At 29.7% G+C, this 18,885-nt stretch carries 24 protein-coding genes and 1 pseudogene; 15 read left to right on the top strand and 10 right to left on the bottom strand.

The window, feature by feature from the left end; translation table 11 throughout:
* Positions 1 to 262: 262 nt before the first annotated feature.
* Positions 263 to 583: a type II toxin-antitoxin system RelE/ParE family toxin gene (locus AVL50_RS00120; RefSeq protein WP_063850493.1), complete on the top strand. Its 321-nt coding sequence runs from the start codon at positions 263 to 265 to the stop codon at positions 581 to 583.
* Positions 584 to 634: 51 nt separating this feature from the next.
* Entirely contained in the window at positions 635 to 961 is a 327-nt protein-coding gene (locus AVL50_RS00115) for an addiction module antidote protein (RefSeq protein ID WP_062614451.1), read from the top strand.
* Positions 962 to 1,250: 289 nt separating this feature from the next.
* Here AVL50_RS00115 and AVL50_RS00110 read toward each other — a convergent pair whose 3' ends face one another.
* From AVL50_RS00110 to AVL50_RS00090, 6 genes are all read right to left on the bottom strand, one after another.
* Positions 1,251 to 1,559 (bottom strand): hypothetical protein, encoded by a 309-nt coding sequence (locus AVL50_RS00110; protein ID WP_062614450.1) that lies wholly within the window; start codon positions 1,557 to 1,559, stop codon positions 1,251 to 1,253.
* 23 nt (positions 1,560 to 1,582) lie between these two features.
* Positions 1,583 to 1,888 (bottom strand): LexA family transcriptional regulator, encoded by a 306-nt coding sequence (locus tag AVL50_RS00105; protein WP_062614449.1) that lies wholly within the window; start codon positions 1,886 to 1,888, stop codon positions 1,583 to 1,585.
* Positions 1,889 to 1,891: 3 nt separating this feature from the next.
* Positions 1,892 to 2,374: a helix-turn-helix domain-containing protein gene (locus tag AVL50_RS00100; RefSeq protein ID WP_062614448.1), complete on the bottom strand. Its 483-nt coding sequence runs from the start codon at positions 2,372 to 2,374 to the stop codon at positions 1,892 to 1,894.
* Positions 2,375 to 2,383: 9 nt separating this feature from the next.
* Positions 2,384 to 3,190: a hypothetical protein gene (locus AVL50_RS00095; protein WP_062614447.1), complete on the bottom strand. Its 807-nt coding sequence runs from the start codon at positions 3,188 to 3,190 to the stop codon at positions 2,384 to 2,386.
* 15 nt (positions 3,191 to 3,205) lie between these two features.
* A complete protein-coding gene (locus tag AVL50_RS32845; protein WP_157491069.1) occupies positions 3,206 to 3,364 on the bottom strand; it encodes a hypothetical protein in 159 nt (52 codons plus the stop codon).
* Between the two features lie 133 nt (positions 3,365 to 3,497).
* On the bottom strand, positions 3,498 to 4,568 hold the full coding sequence (locus tag AVL50_RS00090; RefSeq protein ID WP_062614446.1) for a nucleoid-associated protein: 1,071 nt from the start codon (positions 4,566 to 4,568) through the stop codon (positions 3,498 to 3,500).
* A gap of 230 nt (positions 4,569 to 4,798) precedes the next feature.
* Here AVL50_RS00090 and AVL50_RS00085 point away from each other — a divergent pair, with 230 nt between their 5' ends.
* Together AVL50_RS00085 and AVL50_RS00080 are read left to right on the top strand one after the other, a co-directional pair.
* Positions 4,799 to 5,296: a hypothetical protein gene (locus AVL50_RS00085; protein WP_062614445.1), complete on the top strand. Its 498-nt coding sequence runs from the start codon at positions 4,799 to 4,801 to the stop codon at positions 5,294 to 5,296.
* 73 nt (positions 5,297 to 5,369) lie between these two features.
* Entirely contained in the window at positions 5,370 to 5,939 is a 570-nt protein-coding gene (locus AVL50_RS00080; RefSeq protein WP_062614444.1) for a hypothetical protein, read from the top strand.
* Between the two features lie 318 nt (positions 5,940 to 6,257).
* Here AVL50_RS00080 and AVL50_RS00070 read toward each other — a convergent pair whose 3' ends face one another.
* On the bottom strand, positions 6,258 to 7,139 hold the full coding sequence (locus AVL50_RS00070; RefSeq protein WP_062614442.1) for a hypothetical protein: 882 nt from the start codon (positions 7,137 to 7,139) through the stop codon (positions 6,258 to 6,260).
* A 420-nt stretch (positions 7,140 to 7,559) separates the two neighbouring features.
* Between AVL50_RS00070 and AVL50_RS00065 the strand changes: the two genes are divergently transcribed.
* The 4 genes from AVL50_RS00065 to AVL50_RS00055 all read left to right on the top strand — a co-directional run bounded on the left by AVL50_RS00065 (position 7,560) and on the right by AVL50_RS00055 (position 11,019).
* Positions 7,560 to 8,420 carry an AAA family ATPase gene (locus tag AVL50_RS00065; protein WP_062614441.1) on the top strand — a complete coding sequence of 287 codons (861 nt, stop codon included), beginning with the start codon at positions 7,560 to 7,562 and terminating at the stop codon, positions 8,418 to 8,420.
* A gap of 177 nt (positions 8,421 to 8,597) precedes the next feature.
* Positions 8,598 to 9,890 carry a ParB/Srx family N-terminal domain-containing protein gene (locus tag AVL50_RS00060; protein ID WP_062614440.1) on the top strand — a complete coding sequence of 431 codons (1,293 nt, stop codon included), beginning with the start codon at positions 8,598 to 8,600 and terminating at the stop codon, positions 9,888 to 9,890.
* Between the two features lie 69 nt (positions 9,891 to 9,959).
* Positions 9,960 to 10,130, top strand: a complete 171-nt coding sequence (locus AVL50_RS32840; RefSeq protein ID WP_157491068.1) for a hypothetical protein — start codon at positions 9,960 to 9,962, stop codon at positions 10,128 to 10,130.
* 19 nt (positions 10,131 to 10,149) lie between these two features.
* Positions 10,150 to 11,019 carry a hypothetical protein gene (locus tag AVL50_RS00055; RefSeq protein WP_157491067.1) on the top strand — a complete coding sequence of 290 codons (870 nt, stop codon included), beginning with the start codon at positions 10,150 to 10,152 and terminating at the stop codon, positions 11,017 to 11,019.
* 100 nt (positions 11,020 to 11,119) lie between these two features.
* On the opposite strand, the gene AVL50_RS00050 is transcribed toward AVL50_RS00055, so the two are convergent.
* Positions 11,120 to 11,359: a hypothetical protein gene (locus AVL50_RS00050; protein WP_062614438.1), complete on the bottom strand. Its 240-nt coding sequence runs from the start codon at positions 11,357 to 11,359 to the stop codon at positions 11,120 to 11,122.
* A gap of 206 nt (positions 11,360 to 11,565) precedes the next feature.
* Between AVL50_RS00050 and AVL50_RS00045 the strand changes: the two genes are divergently transcribed.
* Positions 11,566 to 13,905 (top strand): hypothetical protein, encoded by a 2,340-nt coding sequence (locus tag AVL50_RS00045; RefSeq protein WP_172826727.1) that lies wholly within the window; start codon positions 11,566 to 11,568, stop codon positions 13,903 to 13,905.
* Between the two features lie 70 nt (positions 13,906 to 13,975).
* Here the strand turns inward: AVL50_RS00045 and AVL50_RS00040 are convergent, their stop codons facing one another.
* Positions 13,976 to 14,488: a hypothetical protein gene (locus AVL50_RS00040; protein ID WP_062614436.1), complete on the bottom strand. Its 513-nt coding sequence runs from the start codon at positions 14,486 to 14,488 to the stop codon at positions 13,976 to 13,978.
* Positions 14,489 to 14,887: 399 nt separating this feature from the next.
* Between AVL50_RS00040 and AVL50_RS00035 the strand changes: the two genes are divergently transcribed.
* The 5 genes from AVL50_RS00035 to AVL50_RS00015 all read left to right on the top strand — a co-directional run bounded on the left by AVL50_RS00035 (position 14,888) and on the right by AVL50_RS00015 (position 18,088).
* Positions 14,888 to 15,403, top strand: coding sequence for a hypothetical protein (locus AVL50_RS00035; RefSeq protein ID WP_062614435.1), 516 nt, complete (start codon positions 14,888 to 14,890; stop codon positions 15,401 to 15,403).
* A 227-nt stretch (positions 15,404 to 15,630) separates the two neighbouring features.
* Complete coding sequence (locus tag AVL50_RS00030) at positions 15,631 to 16,875, top strand: toprim domain-containing protein (RefSeq protein ID WP_062614434.1); 1,245 nt, start codon at positions 15,631 to 15,633, stop codon at positions 16,873 to 16,875.
* A 7-nt stretch (positions 16,876 to 16,882) separates the two neighbouring features.
* A complete protein-coding gene (locus AVL50_RS00025) occupies positions 16,883 to 17,140 on the top strand; it encodes a hypothetical protein (protein ID WP_062614433.1) in 258 nt (85 codons plus the stop codon).
* A 20-nt stretch (positions 17,141 to 17,160) separates the two neighbouring features.
* Positions 17,161 to 17,367, top strand: coding sequence for a hypothetical protein (locus AVL50_RS00020; RefSeq protein WP_062614432.1), 207 nt, complete (start codon positions 17,161 to 17,163; stop codon positions 17,365 to 17,367).
* Between the two features lie 478 nt (positions 17,368 to 17,845).
* Positions 17,846 to 18,088 (top strand): hypothetical protein, encoded by a 243-nt coding sequence (locus AVL50_RS00015; RefSeq protein WP_157491065.1) that lies wholly within the window; start codon positions 17,846 to 17,848, stop codon positions 18,086 to 18,088.
* A 69-nt stretch (positions 18,089 to 18,157) separates the two neighbouring features.
* On the opposite strand, the gene AVL50_RS00010 is transcribed toward AVL50_RS00015, so the two are convergent.
* A complete protein-coding gene (locus AVL50_RS00010; RefSeq protein ID WP_062614430.1) occupies positions 18,158 to 18,436 on the bottom strand; it encodes a hypothetical protein in 279 nt (92 codons plus the stop codon).
* Positions 18,437 to 18,673: 237 nt separating this feature from the next.
* On the opposite strand from AVL50_RS00010, the pseudogene AVL50_RS00005 reads away from it, so the two are divergent.
* A pseudogene (locus AVL50_RS00005) lies at positions 18,674 to 18,885 on the top strand (hypothetical protein); the annotation flags it as partial.

The following is an 18,885-nucleotide window of genomic DNA, read 5'->3' as shown; positions in this document are numbered from 1 at the left end:
AAAATCCCTAATAGGACTCATATTATATGACCTATGGGGGATTTTTTTCTGAACTCAATCTGCTCGTTAAGGTACTATTTATCATATAGCATGTTATATAAATCCAATGACCAAAATAAGAAAATAGAGTAGCCTGCAAGCGAAAATATATTCTAAATAATTTGCTTAAGTGTAGCTTATAGGCTACATTTACTTTAGATATAAATTCCAGTTTACTCGTGCATTTTTAGCCGTTTCAATGCACTATAACTTTTCTAATATAATGATAACTATAAATGAGTCCACTTCTTTTAATAAGTGGCTCTTAAAAGTTAAACTGAAGAACAAAGAAGCGTTCTTCACAATCCAAATGTATTTGGATAGAGTTATAACTGGCAATTTAGGCAATACCAAATGTCTAAGAGAAGGTATTCATGAAATAAAAATAGATTTCCAAAAAGGATACAGAGTCTATTTCATAAATGATCGTAAAAATGTTATACTCCTTCTAGGCGGAGGCACTAAAGGAACACAAAGTGCCGATATTAGTAAAGCAATAAAGCTACGAAAAGCAATAATTGCTGAGCGAAAAAAAAACAGTTAAATTTTAATGCAATCATCGAAAGATGGTTGCATTAATATTATTTGAAAAACAATGGAACATACAGAAATAAGAGCTTACGAAACATCAAATTATTTTGAAGATGTAATGGAAGCCTATGAGTATTTTCAGTTTGTAAAAAACACAAACAATCCAGATGATATTATCATAGCTTTGAATAATGTAATCAAATACATTGGAGTAGCAAAAATATCTATTGAGACAGGTCTTAACCGTAATAGCTTGTATAAAACTCTTTCCGGTAAGACTAAGCCAAAGTTCCATACTATAATGAATATTATAAGTGCAACCGAAAAATTCATTTTGGAATTAAATGAATCGAAAAAAGATTCTTTGAAAAAGAAAAAAAGTTTGGTTTAAAAGAAACTGTCCACACAAAAGCATCCTAGTAATGGGATGCTTTTTTATTATTAATATATATTCTATCATTCGCATAGACAGATTATTGAAGTAAACATCCAATCAATATGTTTGATTTTCAATATGCATTTGAGTAATAAAATGTTGTTTTTAAAGGATAATAAGCTTTTATTGTTTTTGACATTAAAATTAAAAAACCATAAAAAATATTCATTAGATAAGCAAAAAGATACTTTTAGAGTTATTGTTTTTTATCTATATGTAACACTTTCTAAAATTCATATAAATTTTACTTTGAAAGTATTCTAATTGCTTCCTTTACTTTAAAAATATCCTTATCCACCCAGAACTTATACCACTTTGGGTTTTGTAATTCTGAGAATGGTATTCCTAACTGTACAATAGCTTCTATAGTATCCTCAATACTATATGATTTTTTCTTTGTCACCTCATAAAATGAAGAGGTAACTCTACCAATTTTTGACCATGACAGAGAGTCTTTCATAATCCTTTCATTTTCATTTTCTCTTAGCTTTGAAAGTACTATATCATAGCCTTTATGTAAGTTGTTCTTTTTACAATATTCTCTAAGTGACATTTAGTTTTCTATTTATTCCTTTATCAAAATTTTCTTATGGTATGAGTTACCTTTCCCCATACTTTAAGCTTTTGCTTTGAGGAATGATTAGGTTTAAAATAATAGCCATCTTCAGACTTCATAAATACTCTAAACTCTTTATTTAAAAAAGTGACGAACAGCTCCCCTACTTTAATATCATCTTGACCACCTTTGTCAATGACCAGTATATCATCTGAATAAATTTTCCATTCCGGTATATCGGCTCCCATCCTCATAAAAAATGTCGCTGGGGATCTTTCTATAATATCGTCAGCTGTAAGCTCTTCTCCACCTTCTAGTAAATACATTGTTTATTTCCTTAATACCATTAGTTGAAAATTATCATCATTTTTCATAATGTCAATAGTTGGATATTTTTTAGATACCATATCTACAACTACACATGTTATACCCATTAAAACACTATTATTTGCTAGATTTTTACCAGTCATCAATAGGGTGAATATTTCCCCTCCATCTTTACATACTTCTACTTTACCAAATTTTGATAGTTTGTATATTAATTTGGGGTAATCAATATGAGAGTCGCTTTTTGTATTTAGCTTTAAATCATTTTCTTTTTCAAGATTCTCTCCAACCAAAAGAGTGAAAAAATCTTTTAAACTTATTCCCAGTGTTTCTATCAAGTGAAATAATTCAAATTGAAGTTTATCAAATTTCTTTTCAAATCTATAATAATTTGGTCTTTCGAGATTCAATTTTTCAGCAATAACTTTTGCTGATACACCTTCTTTTTTCCTAACCTCTTTTATTACTTCTGATATTTGTCTCATTTCTTAAAATTAAGGGTTGACTAACTCTTTCTCATCAAATGCTTCATATTTCCTCACATGCTCCTTACGTTTGTGTGAAGGGATAAAAATCGTCTTGGTTTTGGAATTTCCTCTTCCATATCGTTGAGTTCGATAATGACCAGTAACTTCTGAATAAGAAACAACTGAAGCAATAGTATTGTTGACCTTGTGATAGTTCATTAATACCCCCTTTTCATTGTTCTTATTTGATACTTGTTTGTGACTCTTTGAGGTGAGATACTTATTGTTTGTTACTACGTTTTTTTGATGATGTTCTAAGTAATAAAGATACTTTAAAGTGAAATCCATTAAATCTATCACATTCTTATAAGGAAAGACTTTCTTATTCAATTGGGTGTATTCTGAACTTTCTCTTGGCACTAAATTATAATCTGTTCCAATTGTCCCAAATACTTCATTTTTCCCCTTCTTTATGATATAAGTGATAAATAATGAATCATGATCTATCGTAAAAATATACTCTATTATGGAACCATCTATTTCAGTTCTAATATATCTATTCTTGTATTTATGTTTTTCAACTAAATCAGTATCGTAAAATATTTCACTTGTATTGATTTTATTAAAAAGTTCGGTTTCTATTGTGTCATATTGATTCACTTCAGTACCGGGTATCAACTCATCTAGGAAATATTCTATTCGCTGATATTTCCAAAATCCATTAGTTTGACCTTTCTTAATTCTGTTAGAATATTTCAATCCAAGTTTAGCATTTAACAAATTATACTTTACAGAATTTTTCTTTTTGTTGGGTTTAAACTTTCTTCTAATCATTCTTTATTTTTTCGTTTATGTACTTAGGAGCATTGCTTGATGAAAAACATGTCCAACTGGGGTTATTAATATCCCCCCAATTGGTTTATAATTTTCATCTATTTTCTTATTTACTTTTTTGCTCAATAAAATCACATCAGCAGCAGTAACAATCACATATTTTTCCTTTTTCATTTTTCTCTTCTGTAATATTTGATTGTAATACTTTTAAATACTTCAGTTGTCCAATGACCTATCACTGATATTATCATTATTGTACCCAAAAAATGGAAAAAATCAGTGAAGATAAATTCTAATATTTCTATCATTATTTCTGTAATTCCTCATTGTAGAAAATAGTCACATAGTTCATGTTTTTCTCACCATCAAAACCTTTTTCTAGGTTCTGCTCATTTCCATTTATATTGAGTGAAATTTTCCTATCCAATTCAATCACCCTTTTGAAGATCCCTTTTTGCTTTTTCACAGCTTCATCTGAAATGGTAAATTCATCATAGAAATGTCCTTTTCCTTCCTCTTGATACGCTTCTCTATGATCTTGGAATGCTTCGATTATTACAGGCTCTTCCAATACATTATTTTCAAACTCAACTACATTAAAATAATCTTCATCTTTGAAGTACTTAAGGGATCTATTGAGAAGGTCTACTTGTGCCGGAAACTCCACCCCATGTTGTTCACTAAACACATTCATTACAAAGTCATTTGTAAGGTTCATCAAACTTGAGGTTTGGTAGTAAACATCTGGGCGGTCCTTCAACTGAAGGAATGATTCTTTAAAATACAATGCTTCAACTCCTGAGACTGGAATATCTTTTAGCATGATCTTAAATCCTTTCTCCTTTTCAGCATTAATGATCAATGCCCCTTTATCAAGCTTTGAAAGCTCCACACCTGACAGTTGATAAATATCAAAACCTCCATGAGCATTTTGTTCGTCAGTAACTTGAATAAACTGGTCTTTATGTTCCGTCTTAAAAATTCCAATTGCATCAACCACATCTCCATCGATAACTAAATCTCTGAGTTTAGCAATGAATAGATCCCCTCCTTTAATTTTTGGATGAGTAGAAGCTTGAAATAGTAGTTCTGCTATTCTCTTTGTCCTTATCACAAACTGATCATAAGAATCAAAAATGGCTGTGCAAACTTCAATCATTTCATTTTCGTCTTCATTTTCCGGTTTGTCAAAATGATAGAATGCACCAGGCTTAAACTTTTTAAGGAAGAAGCTTTGAATCCCCTTATCAAGAGTAGAAAATTGTTCTATGTCTATTTCTAAATCAGACGTTATAAGAGGTTCTTCCTGAGTTTTATTCCCAACTCTATGAATGATCAATTGATCAATTTTGCAGTTTGATAGATCGAATTTTTCCATAAAAAATAGTTTGTTTTAAAAAATAACAAAGTGCTATATATCAACGATGTAAATATAATAAATAGATTAATGAAACGGAATTATGAGACATTAAATATACTACAATATTCATTGTATACACAGACTTTTTTTGAAAAAATGTTTATGTAAATGGTAGAAAATTATATTTTGGTTTGATGAGTAACTTAAATTCTATGATATTTGAGTCTCATTTTTTACTAAAAGCAATTATGTATAAACTTCTATCTGCAATCTTATTTTTTTTATTTTTCAGTTTTACAGAAACTAAAGCTCAGGAATATAATGGAGCACTATCAGTTGGTTATAATTTTGGAGTAGGTTATAATGGAGAATCGTCTTTTTCTGCTGATATGTATAATGGTATTAAATTTCAAGATACATATTCAGTCGGTGTCAATTTTGGTACACGAATTTACTCTGAATTAGATGGTATACTAATACCTATTCAAGCGGATTTTCGTTGGTATTTTTTGAATAACTTTTGGCAGTTTAATGTAGGGTATTCTTTTGATGCTAAGCATCAGATGAATGATGTTGGAATTATCTTTGGTTCTAAAATTGGAACAAGAGTTAAATTGAATGACCATTTGAAATGTCTTGTTGGGGTTGGTTTTGAAACTCAAAATATGGATGTTATAACCTCTGAATTGAAGATAGATAATATTAATTCAACAGCTATAAATATTTCTTTAGGCATAGAAATATAATGTTGTGAATGATGGAGGAAACTTACGATAAAAATTATTTTAGTATTACAAAAGTTATTTAATTGAATTAGTTATGGTTATCATTATTGGTTTTTTTGCTGTATTCTTTATTGTTATGATCTATAAACGTTACAAAAGAAACAAATATTCTAAGGAGTTAGAACAAAAAGAAGCTCATTTAACTCCTTTACAGAAAATGTCTAAAAGAATAACTTTTACTTCTGATAGTGCCAAGTTTTCTGGTAATGAAACTTTTATTAATAGCTGGTCCAATGAAAGTAATGACCTCTCGTTTGGATTTAGAATAGTAAGCAAACAACCATATTTAACATTGTCAGCATTCAACCAAAGACATTTATTTAAACCAAATTCTAAAATTATTATTAATCTACGAAATGGTCAAAAGATTGAATCTATTGTTGAAAAAGATGTACTGAAAGTTAAATCAGGCAAAGGTGTTCCTGTAAGAGATATTGGATGTTCAATTATTAGTCTTACTGATTTTGCAAACATATATAATGAGAGTATTGAAAATATTTCTGTTCAATATAGTAAGAATTCTTTTCCAATTGAATATCAGATCAATGATGAAGGAAGAGGAAAAGTGAAACTATATTTTAATGCTGTTCAACATCTCTTATAGATGTAGAGTGAAGAGAATGTAACACATCATTTTTTTCGTAAAAAAACCTCTTCTACTGACATTCTATAAATTTCCTTTGATGTGAGATTTTTATTTTTGAAATGCTTTTTTATCGTCATTGCAAATCGAAACCTCACATCATCTTTTTTTTCTGAAGATGATTTACAGTAATTCTTTACTCGAAGATTAGCCGACTGGTAAAGCTTTTTTACATTTTCACTTCTACCCTCTTCCATACCCTTATCAATCAACTTTTTAAGTTGTTCCTGAAGGAATGTAAAATTGTAGTTTTTATCAAAAAGCTGTAGTTGCATTGGATTATTTGATATAATCTTTGATTTTTTGGTATTGTTGCTCTACAAATTCGTGAAATGTTTGTGGATTTCTAATAATATTTTCTCTAAATGTCATTCGTTCATAGCTACTTATGTAACTTTTGGCTCCTTTTTCATTTGTTTTTAGTCGTTCAATCAGTACTTTTTCGCAATATTTATAGTCTTGTGGGGGCAATTCTGTGAATCTCTTTGGAGCTTTGGATTTTTGCTTTACCCAAGTATCAATATGATCTTTTAAACCTTTATCTATAAAGCACTTAGATAAACCCTTATAACCTTTCTTTTCATTTTCAAGAAGAAGTTTTTTCACCTTTTCAGGATCAATAAATTTTCCTTCATTGACTACACTTTGTGCGTAGTCAATGATTGATTTTAAATCATTAAACCAATCAGAATTATTATTTTTTTCCCTATAAATAGTTTCTTTACTTTTTATAGTTTCATTATTTACTTCTGTTTCATTGTTTAATATATGGTCAGGTTTTCCGGCTGTCGGTATTTCCGGTTGTTTATTTTCCTGATGATCGGTTGTTGAAATTTTTTTCCGAGAGGATTTTGGTAAAACTCGTTTCTTTGATGGTGAAAAGACATACCTTTTCCCTTCGAACATTCCCGTTTCTTTATCGATTATAGTTTTTAGGAAAATGTATGACTTTTCGCAAAGCGATTGCATCACTCGCTGGGCTTTGTGTTTTCCGAGGTTGAATCGTTTTCTCACTTCTGCAACTGAAATAGTCCAGCTGGGACCTTTGGAACTTAGATAGCAAAGTATGCCTAATTCTTCAGCATGAAGACTTTCATCTTGTAGGAATGAATTGTAAAATCTCGTGTACGGATTTACGATATGAGGTGCTTGTGTGCTCATTTCAATTAGAGTAAAATGTAATTAAGAACTTGGTTAGAGTCCTGTTTTAAAAATATTCGCTGCGCTATATTACAAAAAAAAAAGGCATAAAAAAAAGGAGACTACTTAATAATCTCCTTTTCAGGGCCACCACAGCCCCTCATTTTTTTTAAGGCTACCACAGCCTTTGCAAATATTTTCTTACATTTTCCTCATATAAGTATGAGCTTTTAGGTAAGAAGTACTTCCTTTTCGAAGTAACTATGAAACAAATATATCTAATTATTTTGTATCCACTTTCAATACATATTATGTTGTGTGTGATATTTTTTTTACAAAAAAAATCATTATTAACACAAAATAATATTTATAATATCTATGAATATTGATTTTAGGTGTATATATTTGCTTAAATAATCATAATAATATGTATGTGAAGTTATGGATAATAATTTAATAATAGCAAATAGAGTACAAAACTTAAGAAAAAATATTGGGCTGACACAAATTGAACTAGCAGAAAAAGCAGGTGTTTCAATAGGTAGTATCCAAAGAATTGAATCAGGAAAAAGTTCAACTATTGATTTATTAGGACTCGTAGCAAAAGCTTTAAGTGTTACTATAGATTACTTACTCCAAAACTGCATTGTAATTGCTGTTACAAATACTAAAGGAGGATCGGGAAAATCTACTATTGCTTCTCATCTTGCAAGGGTATTATATGACATGACTAGCAAAAAAATATTAGTGTACGATACAGATGTGCAAAAGTCAATATATAAGCCTTATCAACAATCAGATGTAGAGAATATCCCGGTTGACTGCATCGCGTTTGATCATACAAAAAGATTTGTTTCGAAAGATTCAATGATTCGTACAGATGTAGATCAGTTTAAATACAAGTATGAAATAATTATTATTGACAGCCCAGGCAATTTTGATAGTTTTTCATTTATATCTGAAATCATATCGTCTTCAGATTTCGCTATTGTACCTTTTCAATTATCACGAATGGGGATCGAGGGAACTGAATTCATCGATAGGTTATTAGAAGAGACAAATGAAAGTAGAGCGAAACAAGGTAAACCAGTCACAAGAGCTTTTGCAGTTGCGACTATGGTAAATAGGGTTACTCACGAGTTTAAGATGCTACAAGAAATTGAATTTGATGCGATGGAAATATTGAGTAGTTCAATATCTAATTCTGTTGAATATACTCGTACAGATACTCTTGATACAAAATCAGATATAAAGGAGTTTCGAAAGTTCGTGAAAGAGTTTATTACAAAAGCGAATATTTAGAAAAATTCATAACTGATGTATAAATACATTCTTAATTTATATCAGAATGACCTTGTGACAAATTTGTCACAAGGTTAGGGCTAACTAATAAGGTGTTGATGATTTTCGTTAAAAGACCTTGTGACAAATTTGTCACAAGGTTAGGGCTGATAAAATAATCACCTAAAATTATTTAATATGAGTGGTAAAACTAATTTACTTTCAGGAAGAAAAAAAAGAGATAAAAGTAGTTCATTAGACTTGCTTAATACTGCAAAAGAAAATGAACTAGCTCAAGATGCAAGTAAGATAGAATACATTAATAAATCTGATATTACTGTTCTTGATGAATTAAAAAAATATATTAGAAAACAACAAGAAAAGGAAGCTGAGTATTTTATAAAATCTATACAAGAAGACGGAGTTAGAGATCCATTATATATAACTGATGTTGTTGGATATGGAAAAAATATTTTAGTAGATGGTCATCATAGATACGATGCCACCCAACAAAAAGAATTACCAATAAATCGTTTGGTGTTTTCATCACTTGATGAGGTGAAAATATGGATGCTGAAGAATCAACTAGGTAGACGTAACTTGTCTGATGCTGAAAAATTTAATATTGCCGAACAATTAGCTAGCGAATTTGCTGAACAGGCAAAGGAAAATCAAAAATCAGGAGGTAATAAGAAAGGTGAAGGAAAAAGGACTAGAGAAAAAATCGCGGAAATTTCGGGATTATCAGGCACCAATTATCAAAAGTATAAAAAGGTCAAGAAAGAAGGAGATCCAGAGATTGTTGATCAAATGGTGAATAATGAAATGTCAATTCATAAAGCTTATACAATCACAAATGAGAAGATTAAGGAGGAACAAAAAAAGAATGAATTAAAAGAAACAAAACCCAAAAAAGAAGAACTCAATAAAGAAGAGCATAAAAAATGGACTGAAACGATTGCTTTCCAACAAATCTTAACTGGGTTATGGTACAATGATCTATCAAATCATGCGTACCCATTCATAGAAAAAATGTCTACTCCCCCACAACAATATTGTTACAGAAATGTGAGAATAAGAAATTATAAAAATGATAAAAATCGCTACGGTAAACCAAAACCCAAAGCTAATGATATAGATGCAGTCTCATTAGTAAAACCATATTACTCTGCAACACTTGATAGGTTTACAGTCGCATTTGAAATCAAGGTGTCAAAAAGTGATCTAATCAATGACACTAAGTTCACCTCATATATTGGATGGACAAATTACTTTTTCTTCGCTGTTCCAGAGAAATTAATTCCTTTCGCAAAGGATAAGATCAAGGAGATGTTATATCCTAATGAAAAAAATAAAGTTGGGATCTACAATCTCGACAACGATCAACTGGTATTGATACCAGAGGTTCAAGAAGTTTCTGAGAAGTTCAAAAGTGAGCTGTTTATGGAGCTTTTAGATAAACAGAATTTCAAGTCTGCTGAAGGTCAGTAGATTTATTGTAAAAAAGAAGGCCCTTTCCACCGCCAAGTTTTAAGGACCTTCACAAACTAAAATGTAGTTATGAAAACAAAATTAACGGAAAAATCATTACGACCAAGTGTATTGGAGGTGTTGCAGTCTAATATTAAATCAAGAGTGCATGATGATTTTAAAGGAAAACAACGTCCTCTGCACGAAAAATTCGCTAAAAAAGAAGCGTTTAACTATCCAAAAACCAGTTCAGTAGCATAATTTAACCGTTGTATTAAAAATGAAAATCTCTAAAATATTCGATTTCGCTATTTTATTTCTATCTGTTTTATTTAGCTCTTATATATCCAATCACTACTTGATGGATCAGTTTGAAACACCCTTTCTATCAATTCCCTCTGCTTTGATATTGTCATCTTCTGCACATTTTTATTTAAAAAGTGGCATTTGTTCCCTAATGAATAAAAAAAGAGTAACGGGAGTGTTTGCTGCTGGAATAATACTGAGTGGATTCCTGATCTTTATGGAATTCTCTACAATGGATGAATTAATAGAATCTAAAACAGTAGACAGGACAATGCTTGACAAATATATAAATCAGCTTAATGAAAACAGAACAGCTCTATCAGGTCTTGGTACTTCTACAAAGTGGTCAAAAATAGAATTGAGAAGGCAGTTAATGGATAATATTGAATCTATTACAAAGGATAAAGAAAAAGAAGAAATTCTTGTTAAAGAAAGACAAGCTGTTTCGAATGCTAAAAGTGAAAAATTCAAAGCTTTTTCACTCGTGTTGTTAACGCTTAGTATGTTGACTTTATCATCTAACAAAGATCAATATAACGGCCTTGAACAAGGAGAAACAAGGATCTACAAGGAAAAAACAAAGATTGTTGACAAGGATATTGATAGAATTATTGGTAAAGAAGTTTCAAACCCTTTTAAGGATCTTCCAGCTGATCAGAGAATTTTGTTGGCAAGCAATTATCTCAAAGATAATCCAAAGGCTAGTCAACAATTACTAACCTCTAAATTTTCTATCAATCCTCCTCAGACAAAAAAAGCTAGAAAACTAGCTAAAGAGGGAGGGGGATTTGAAGGTTCAGAAAATAAAAGGTATGTAGGATTTCAGATTAAAAGTGAAAAATAATTATTAAAGGAAAAGCTCATTTATTAACTTTGGTATTAACCTTATGTTTTTTACCAAAAAAAAATTAATAAATGAGCTATTGTAAGAATGTCGTTAAATCTTAATTGGAAGATTTGCCCTCTGCTTCTGAATCCTTTTTCTTAACAGGATCTGCAGTCATTGATCGTACAATACCTGCATCTTCATCATGAGGGTCAGGACAACAATTGTCAATGTACGAGTCTATTTGCATTTGTTTTTCAATCTGAGGTTCTACTTCTTTTTCAGTTGTGCATGAAGTGAAGATTGAAGAAATAAAAAGAATTGTGACAAAGCACAAAGATGTTAATAGGAATTTCATTTTTATTGTGAAGTTAGTTATAAAATTAGATTCGAAAGTGTACAGCAGAAAAAATCGAGCCAAAGACATATCTTCATTCTACTAAACTAACGAATGCTATGAAAAACGTTTTGATAATGTTGCTATGCACTATCCTAGTTCATAATACCACCGCTAATGTTGACACAGAAAAGTATCTGTCATTAGCAAAAGATCATTATGAGAACATGAATTTAGAAAGTGCAATTTATTATTTCAAGAAATGTACAAATAAAAGCGAAATAGGAGAGGCTAATTTTTATTTAGGTTTTATCTATTCAAATATTAAGCTTTTACCAGATGAAGGGTATCTTTATTACTTGAAAGCATTGCATAACACATCAAAGGAAAAAGATAAGAGATTGTATAATAGTATATTATACAAGTTATCGTTATATCACAATAGATTTGGAGATGCTGACTCCACAAGACATTATGCTTTTAAGTCATTAGAATATTCATCATATAACAATCTCAACAAATCTAATGCTATAACTGTATTAGTTTCAGATGCGATTTCAAGAAAAGAATATAAATCAGCAAAGCTTTTGATGGATAAGAATCTCAATCGTGACTTGAATTACTATTACCTTAAAATGATATATGATGCAGTTGTTGATAAGAGTTTGGTACCATCAGTAATTGAAAAATTACATACCCTTGCAAAGAACAAAAGAAAGGTAAAGTATTACGATTATTTATATTATAAAGCTATAGCAAATAATGATTTAAAGTCATTAGATGATCTAAATATTTATATCTCAAACTTGAAAGAATACAACGGTATCAATAGAGGTGAATTATCGTTGTATGAAGAAAAAGAAATTCTATATAGAATTTCGAGGTCATATTTATTACAACATGAAGTAAATGGAAACACATCAGCTCTTGATTCCGCTAAATTATATTGTAAAAAATCAATGTATGAAGTTCAAACAAACGCTTTTTTAATTTTACATAATGATATACTTAGGCGTTATTTATTAATCTCAGATGATAAGTCCTCTCTACTAAGGACTATTGAAAAAAATAATACTATATTAAGAAATAGGTATAAACCATATGCGATTGAAGAAAATTTTAAAACATCAGTAATATTAGCTAAGTCATATAATACTGAAGAAGCTTACTGGACCTCATTTAAAGCATTTAAAAAGCACATAATCAATGGTAAGTCTAATGATATTTACAATAATATAGAAAGAGAATATTTTAACGATATTATCTCATTTTATACATCACTTGTATTTCATGATGAAAAGAACTGTGACAATGATTTGAAATTGAAATTTTTATCGATTATTGAATTTTCTAAAATTTTTCAAATTTATGATGGTAATAAATTAAATGACACCAGGTACCTAGAAAGTATTAATAACCTGAAGAAGTTTAATAGCTACTATAAGTTTTACAACATAACTAATATCTCTCACAATGACTTTGAAAGGTTTGTCAGTAACAAATTCAATGATAATACCCTGTTATGCTCTTATTATAAACATGGAAATAGAATATTTTTTATTCTTGTGCAACAAGGGGGAGAGGTAGCTATAACAAGTTATAAAGAGACAGAAATGGAGGATGATTATTATTTGATTAGAGAATCTTTAAAGCAGGAAAATGACAATGTAATTGATCTTATAGAAGATAGGTTGTTTCGTAATAGTATAGATATAGATAATATTAATACTATTATTGTTAGTTCGCATGATCAAGTTAGATTTGAGCCAGTGGAGTTGTTGTGTTACAGAATGTATGACTATAATAAGAATATAATTAATGTAGCACATACATTATCTGTCTATAAAAATTTAGATAATAATAATAGACTGATCGAAAAAGGATTTTTGAGATTCAAGTGCTCTGGTAATAGTTCCATATTCTTGAAAAATAATAATATGGAATACCGTTTTGAAATACAGGACTTAAAGTATTTAGATAAAAATACTGTTATAGTTGAAAATTGTAATGATGTTAGTGTAATTAATTTTTTAAGCCAGTCAAAGGTTGAAAATATTATAATTGATAATATAAATTCTAAACCTATATCAGATAAAATATTTAGTAATTTCTTAGAATATAGAAAAGAGGGCTATTCTTCTGTTGAGGCTTTTGTTAATGCAAAGATGGATCATAAAAAATTTGATGATGATTTTGATATTGGAAGTATTCGATTGATAAATCATGATTCAGATTTTGAAAATGATATACCTAAAAGCTGGGTGTTCTATTTGAAAATATACACCATTTTCACTATTTGTATTATATCATTAATCTTAATTATAAAAAAAGTCAGGGGGGAATTAGTAAATAAGTATAATGCTAACGATTTACGCGAAAAAGTGTCTCAGGATTTTAAAGGTGAAGATGTAGATTTTGTGATGCAAATATTAGATGGAAAACCTTTTTCTAAAATAGAACGGAATGGGGTTGTTAAAGCCGGTTCAAACAAAACACATGCGACTAGAAATATATACACTCAAGTTGGTGTTGAATCGGTAGAAGAGCTAAAAGATAGATATAAGTAAAGTATATAGCATAAAATATAAAAGGGCTAGTGTAATACACTAGCCCTTTTTTTTGCCTGCATACATTACTTTATATCAATGCATATAAAATACTTCTTTTGAACTTATATATGTATAAATGGACAGTAAACATCAAGTCTAATTCAAGGTTGTACAAATGATACTGGTCTGTGTTGATTTTATGGAAGTAAAATTCCATGTTGTTAAAATCGTCAATACCTAAATAAGCATTTAGTAAGTACCAGTCTTTATGGTCTGAATCAGGTATATGTTCAAGTTGTTTGATTGCTTGTACATAGTCTTCCTGTTGTATCATCTGTTGTGTTTTTGATAGAATAGAGTCAATTGACCCTTCATCGTTTTCATTAGCGTCAGATCTTTGATATTGACTAAATAAATTGTCTGCAATCATTGATTTATTGTCGATGCTTGAAATGAAAAGTGCGAATCCAATAAAAGAGGCTGCTATCATAGAGATCGAAATGCCTTTGAGCAATTTATTTTTTGCTTCATCATTTTCTCTTATTGACTTAATTTCTTTCGATACATATTCAATATATACCCTTTCTTCGAGGTCTTTCATTGATGAAATATTTAAAAGTTGATATTAAAATAATACATATTAGTATTGAGAATTTGATGTGGCATATTAGAAAAAATACATTCCATAAAATATAAAAAAAACGTTTATTTAAGTGATAATTGCTTATATCTATCACTTAATTATAATTCAAGGTGCAACCGTCTGCAACCGCTTTGCAACCATCTGCAACCGCTTTGCAACCGTCTGCAACCTGTGTGTTTAATTGGCTTTATAATTCCATGTATAACACTACAAAACACTATTTTCATTTTATTAATATATTGTTAATGTGTGTTTTATGTAATATATCAACACTACAAAAAAATAATTCATAAAAATCTTTTTTTAATCAAAAATATATTGAATGTTTGCAGTGTTCAATTTTTGATAACTAAACAAATGACAAATGAAACTCAACCCCCAAAAAATAAAAAACAAGAAAGTATAACTGGACCTTTCAATCAGTTGAGGAAAAATATTTTAGAATCTACTTCTGTTTATAATGATATTTTAAGGCGGAAAGAAGATAAAGAAACATTAAAGTCTCAACATGTATCGTTGCTACAGAATATGGCTTCAATGCTCCTTTATAATAGTTTTTTTTTATCACCAGAAAAAAGAAAGCTAGGTGCCATTTCTAAAAATGGCAATTGCTACTTGAAGTTAGATTTACACCCAACTTTCTTTTGTCAAAAACTCACAAAATTAGCAAGTGAAACAATTGTAAATGATCACTTAGATTTTGAAAAATTTGAAAATGTTAAATTTCAAAAAAGAGGAAAATCCGATGTGGATAGAATCAAAAGACAGGAAGAAAGGTTAGTAAAAGCAGGATATATTTTAGTTGAAAAAGACCAGAAAAATGAAAACCTAAGAGTTTTTATCAATATAAAAATATTCTTTAAAATAATGTAATACAAAATAAATAGTTTAAAACTATGCTGGTATTTAACACCCTTTTCTTTTCAAAAAAGCCGTAAAATGCGGACTAATTATAGCACACAATAGCATAGCTATAAACTTAAAAGACATTTTCAAGCTTTTTTTTAAGCTTTCTATTTCAGCTTTTTAATTTAAGATCAACAAATAATAAGTTTCTGACTATTCACATTTTTTTGTGAGAGAAAAAAATATTAAAGCCAATGATTATTGAATATTTGAGTTCAAAAGGATTTTTCCCGGCTGGATATGTCAACAAAAATGTTGTTGAATATCATTCTCCACTTGTTTCTCTTGACAAGACTCCCTCATTTTACGTCAAAGAGAATAGAATTTTTTATTGTCATTCATCAAAATGCGGTGGTAATTTGATTGAAATCATAAAAATACTTGATAATTGCAGTGTTCAAGAGGCGATAATTAAACAAAATAATATTTCTGGGTCTCAAGATCTCCAAGAAAAAATGGAGAATCTAAAAAAAACCAGTGGGGCGAAATCAAGAAGAGAAACTAACATAACACGAGAAGTTACTAACACATCACATGTTAGTAAACGAGAAGATGTTTGTAAACAATTGAAATTAAGAGGGCTGAACCCTCATATTGTTGCTTTATACTGTGAAATTATTTATTACACACAAAATGGAAAAAAGAATTCATCAGGGAGAGATTTTTATGCTGTAGGTTGGAAAAACAATAATGGGGGAGTTGAACTATCCTCTGCTTCACAATCGTACAGATTTAAGGCAACAATTGATAAAAAAGGTGTAACATTCATACCCTCAACTTCCACTTCAAAGAAGTTGATGATATTTGAATCAATGTTTGATTTTATTGCTATGCATGAGTTGAACGAAAGGGAGCTTTTAGTCGAAAAAAATAACATCCTAATTCTAAATTCAACAACATCAATTACAAAAGAACTTTTAGAATGGATAGTATTATTGTTCAATGATGTTCAACTTTTTTTAGATAATGATCCTGCAGGAGATATGGCCTCATTTGAAATTAAATCCTTCATGGAGGAAAAAAAAGTGAAATATGCAGATAATAGGATCATGTATTACCCAGCTGTAGATGTAAATGAATTTGTAATACAACAAAAGAAAATGGAAGACATTTCTAATGTTGTAAACAATAAAGGTTTATTGCCAAAAGACCCTAAAAAATCAATATTCAAAGCTTGGATAAAGCATACTTCATCAACAAAGGATTATATACCTGATAACGATGCTGTTGGTACATATTATTCACAAGATCTTCCAGAGGAGCGAGAAAAATCAAAGAATTTAAAATTTTGTGAGACTCTGGAAGAGGTGACAGCACATTATAAATCATTCAGGATATTCAATGATTATGTAATGAGTCAGGTTAAGAAGGGAAAGATTGAAAAATTTAAGTATTACTTCAATCACGCACCACGTGGCGTAGATAATTTCATCGTCTGAATTTATTATGGATAATTTATCATTTGATAATGAAAGCTATCGTAATATTCAAAGTCTATTATTTACATATTTAAATAGTAAGTACGATTCAAAAAATGAATTTTATGAAGCAGGAAATACAGAGGATGCACTATTGTATGAGTTAATGATGAAAAAGTTTAACAAACAGTCTTTCACATCAAAAAATATAAAATTAAAAATGCATGAATTTATAGCAATAAATAACTTCATGACAGCTAATAATATTGAAATTCAAAGTGTTTAAATTGTAAAAACTATAAAATTATGACTAAATCTATTGTAAAAATACCTGTTGGTGAGCCACAATATTATTTTGAAATGCATTTAAAAGCTAATGATTTTAATAATGCAAAGGAAGAAATAGAAAAAAACCTTAAAAGTGAATTAGATGCTTATGAAAATTCAGTGAAGCGTATAAAAAGTCTTCAAAAAGAAGTAGCAAAAGATAATTTTCATCTGGAATATTTATAAAAATAGAGAGTCATAGCAAGAATATACATGAAAAACGTTCAGTTATTAAGAACCGGTGATTTTCATCGGTTCTTATTCGAAAATCTTAAAAGATTTACAGTAGGAATACGAAATACCGCAAATGTATTTCTATTGTCTTGTTAGAATAATACAATATTCTACGTTCTATAATCATAGAATACAGTGTGTTTTACGCTATTTTTACGCTACAACTACGCTGTAAATACATTCTGGAATGTTGTTTCTATAGTTGTTTTACGCTATGAATACGGTTAAACTACGTTGTTTCTTCTATGGATATACGAATAGTACAATATACTTTCTATGAAAATACGGTTATAGCAAACGAATGAAAAACTACAATTTCGACCAAATGGTCAAATCAGGATGAAATGACTTCATGAAGCTTTTTAATCCCTCTACATTAGTATTTCAAAGGTATTATTACCATCAGAAAATAGAATTAAAACTCATTGACATGGAAAATCTTAATAAAGACATTATCGAGGACTACAAAGAGTCTATTGCAGAAGTACAGGAGGCTATTAAAAGCACATTGGGAGAGAAACATGCACAGCATCCCGGTGTTGTAGCTTCTATGCTTCAAGGTATTCAGTTGAAAAGATTAGCGGACCTGATGGAGCTTAATCATCTGGAATCAGATGAAGAGGAATATGAAGGGGAAGAAGAGGGTTTGAATCATGAGCAGGAAATAGGATGAAAGCAGTAATTTAGTAATTAGTATTAAAACGTAGCTGTCAAAAAGCCGTCACTTTGTGATGGCTTTTTTTTAATCCTCCTCTAATAGCTTTATACCATACATTTCTTCCAGAAAATCAGCTATATCAGCTCTCGTTAATAACTTTTTCGAATCATACCCCAGTCTTTTAAAGTGATAGTTCAAAGTTCTGCTATTTACATTAAGCATAACACTGATTTGTTTTTTCTGGAACTGTACAGTTCCTTTCTTGAATTCCTCAAGGAATTTTTCTTTGATGTCAAAGTGGATGTTTTTTTTGAGTTTTCTAATAAATTCGTTGTTCTCAATTATGCTTCTGTTTGAAATCATATTTAGTTGGTATTAAGATCTTTAAATGTTTAAATATACTAAAATAAAAGTGCGTTTTTAATTGAATTACGAACAAAATTGGACCAAAATACACAAATAGGATGAAATGGTAAAAATAGGATGAAAAATGCCTATTATTTTTTGTTCAATGAAATGGTTGATACAGGATGAAATAAGTTTGCGGACAAAAATAATGGTGCGTTCTTGCCTAAGAATTAAGATAGAGACAACGAAATTATGAGCCAACATCAAGTAAGATACTTGAATGGCGGTTTGGGTGTTACAGCAGATAAAAAACGAAGAATTCAGTCAGGAAACGAGTATGACTACTTGTTCCCTTCACCTGAAAGAAGTGATCCGATTCTGCATAAGAACGGAAGCACTTTTGATACAATCGGTTTTATGAAACAGATTGTTGAAAAGACAAAAGGTGATACGCTGAAGTTTTC

Source organism: Flammeovirga sp. SJP92, from assembly GCF_001583495.1.
Classification (GTDB): Bacteria; Bacteroidota; Bacteroidia; order Cytophagales; family Flammeovirgaceae; genus Flammeovirga.
This window is presented reverse-complemented; position numbering and strand designations above follow the sequence as displayed.

What these genes read in the sequence shown, in the direction of transcription:
- AVL50_RS00020 (WP_062614432.1), top strand. Translation starts at nt 17,161, where the DNA reads ATGACTAAATCTATTGTAAAAATACCTGTTGGTGAGCCACAATATTAT.
- AVL50_RS00115 (WP_062614451.1), top strand. Translation starts at nt 635, where the DNA reads ATGGAACATACAGAAATAAGAGCTTACGAAACATCAAATTATTTTGAA.
- AVL50_RS00080 (WP_062614444.1), top strand. Translation starts at nt 5,370, where the DNA reads ATGGTTATCATTATTGGTTTTTTTGCTGTATTCTTTATTGTTATGATC.
- AVL50_RS00110 (WP_062614450.1), bottom strand. Translation starts at nt 1,559, where the DNA reads ATGTCACTTAGAGAATATTGTAAAAAGAACAACTTACATAAAGGCTAT.
- AVL50_RS00025 (WP_062614433.1), top strand. Translation starts at nt 16,883, where the DNA reads ATGGATAATTTATCATTTGATAATGAAAGCTATCGTAATATTCAAAGT.
- AVL50_RS00055 (WP_157491067.1), top strand. Translation starts at nt 10,150, where the DNA reads ATGAAAATCTCTAAAATATTCGATTTCGCTATTTTATTTCTATCTGTT.
- AVL50_RS00070 (WP_062614442.1), bottom strand. Translation starts at nt 7,139, where the DNA reads ATGAGCACACAAGCACCTCATATCGTAAATCCGTACACGAGATTTTAC.
- AVL50_RS32840 (WP_157491068.1), top strand. Translation starts at nt 9,960, where the DNA reads ATGAAAACAAAATTAACGGAAAAATCATTACGACCAAGTGTATTGGAG.
- AVL50_RS00105 (WP_062614449.1), bottom strand. Translation starts at nt 1,888, where the DNA reads ATGTATTTACTAGAAGGTGGAGAAGAGCTTACAGCTGACGATATTATA.
- AVL50_RS00035 (WP_062614435.1), top strand. Translation starts at nt 14,888, where the DNA reads ATGACAAATGAAACTCAACCCCCAAAAAATAAAAAACAAGAAAGTATA.
- AVL50_RS00010 (WP_062614430.1), bottom strand. Translation starts at nt 18,436, where the DNA reads ATGATTTCAAACAGAAGCATAATTGAGAACAACGAATTTATTAGAAAA.
- AVL50_RS00100 (WP_062614448.1), bottom strand. Translation starts at nt 2,374, where the DNA reads ATGAGACAAATATCAGAAGTAATAAAAGAGGTTAGGAAAAAAGAAGGT.
- AVL50_RS00015 (WP_157491065.1), top strand. Translation starts at nt 17,846, where the DNA reads ATGGAAAATCTTAATAAAGACATTATCGAGGACTACAAAGAGTCTATT.
- AVL50_RS00120 (WP_063850493.1), top strand. Translation starts at nt 263, where the DNA reads ATGATAACTATAAATGAGTCCACTTCTTTTAATAAGTGGCTCTTAAAA.
- AVL50_RS00040 (WP_062614436.1), bottom strand. Translation starts at nt 14,488, where the DNA reads ATGAAAGACCTCGAAGAAAGGGTATATATTGAATATGTATCGAAAGAA.
- AVL50_RS00095 (WP_062614447.1), bottom strand. Translation starts at nt 3,190, where the DNA reads ATGATTAGAAGAAAGTTTAAACCCAACAAAAAGAAAAATTCTGTAAAG.
- AVL50_RS00090 (WP_062614446.1), bottom strand. Translation starts at nt 4,568, where the DNA reads ATGGAAAAATTCGATCTATCAAACTGCAAAATTGATCAATTGATCATT.
- AVL50_RS32845 (WP_157491069.1), bottom strand. Translation starts at nt 3,364, where the DNA reads ATGAAAAAGGAAAAATATGTGATTGTTACTGCTGCTGATGTGATTTTA.
- AVL50_RS00050 (WP_062614438.1), bottom strand. Translation starts at nt 11,359, where the DNA reads ATGAAATTCCTATTAACATCTTTGTGCTTTGTCACAATTCTTTTTATT.
- AVL50_RS00060 (WP_062614440.1), top strand. Translation starts at nt 8,598, where the DNA reads ATGAGTGGTAAAACTAATTTACTTTCAGGAAGAAAAAAAAGAGATAAA.
- AVL50_RS00085 (WP_062614445.1), top strand. Translation starts at nt 4,799, where the DNA reads ATGTATAAACTTCTATCTGCAATCTTATTTTTTTTATTTTTCAGTTTT.
- AVL50_RS00030 (WP_062614434.1), top strand. Translation starts at nt 15,631, where the DNA reads ATGATTATTGAATATTTGAGTTCAAAAGGATTTTTCCCGGCTGGATAT.
- AVL50_RS00045 (WP_172826727.1), top strand. Translation starts at nt 11,566, where the DNA reads ATGAATTTAGAAAGTGCAATTTATTATTTCAAGAAATGTACAAATAAA.
- AVL50_RS00065 (WP_062614441.1), top strand. Translation starts at nt 7,560, where the DNA reads ATGGATAATAATTTAATAATAGCAAATAGAGTACAAAACTTAAGAAAA.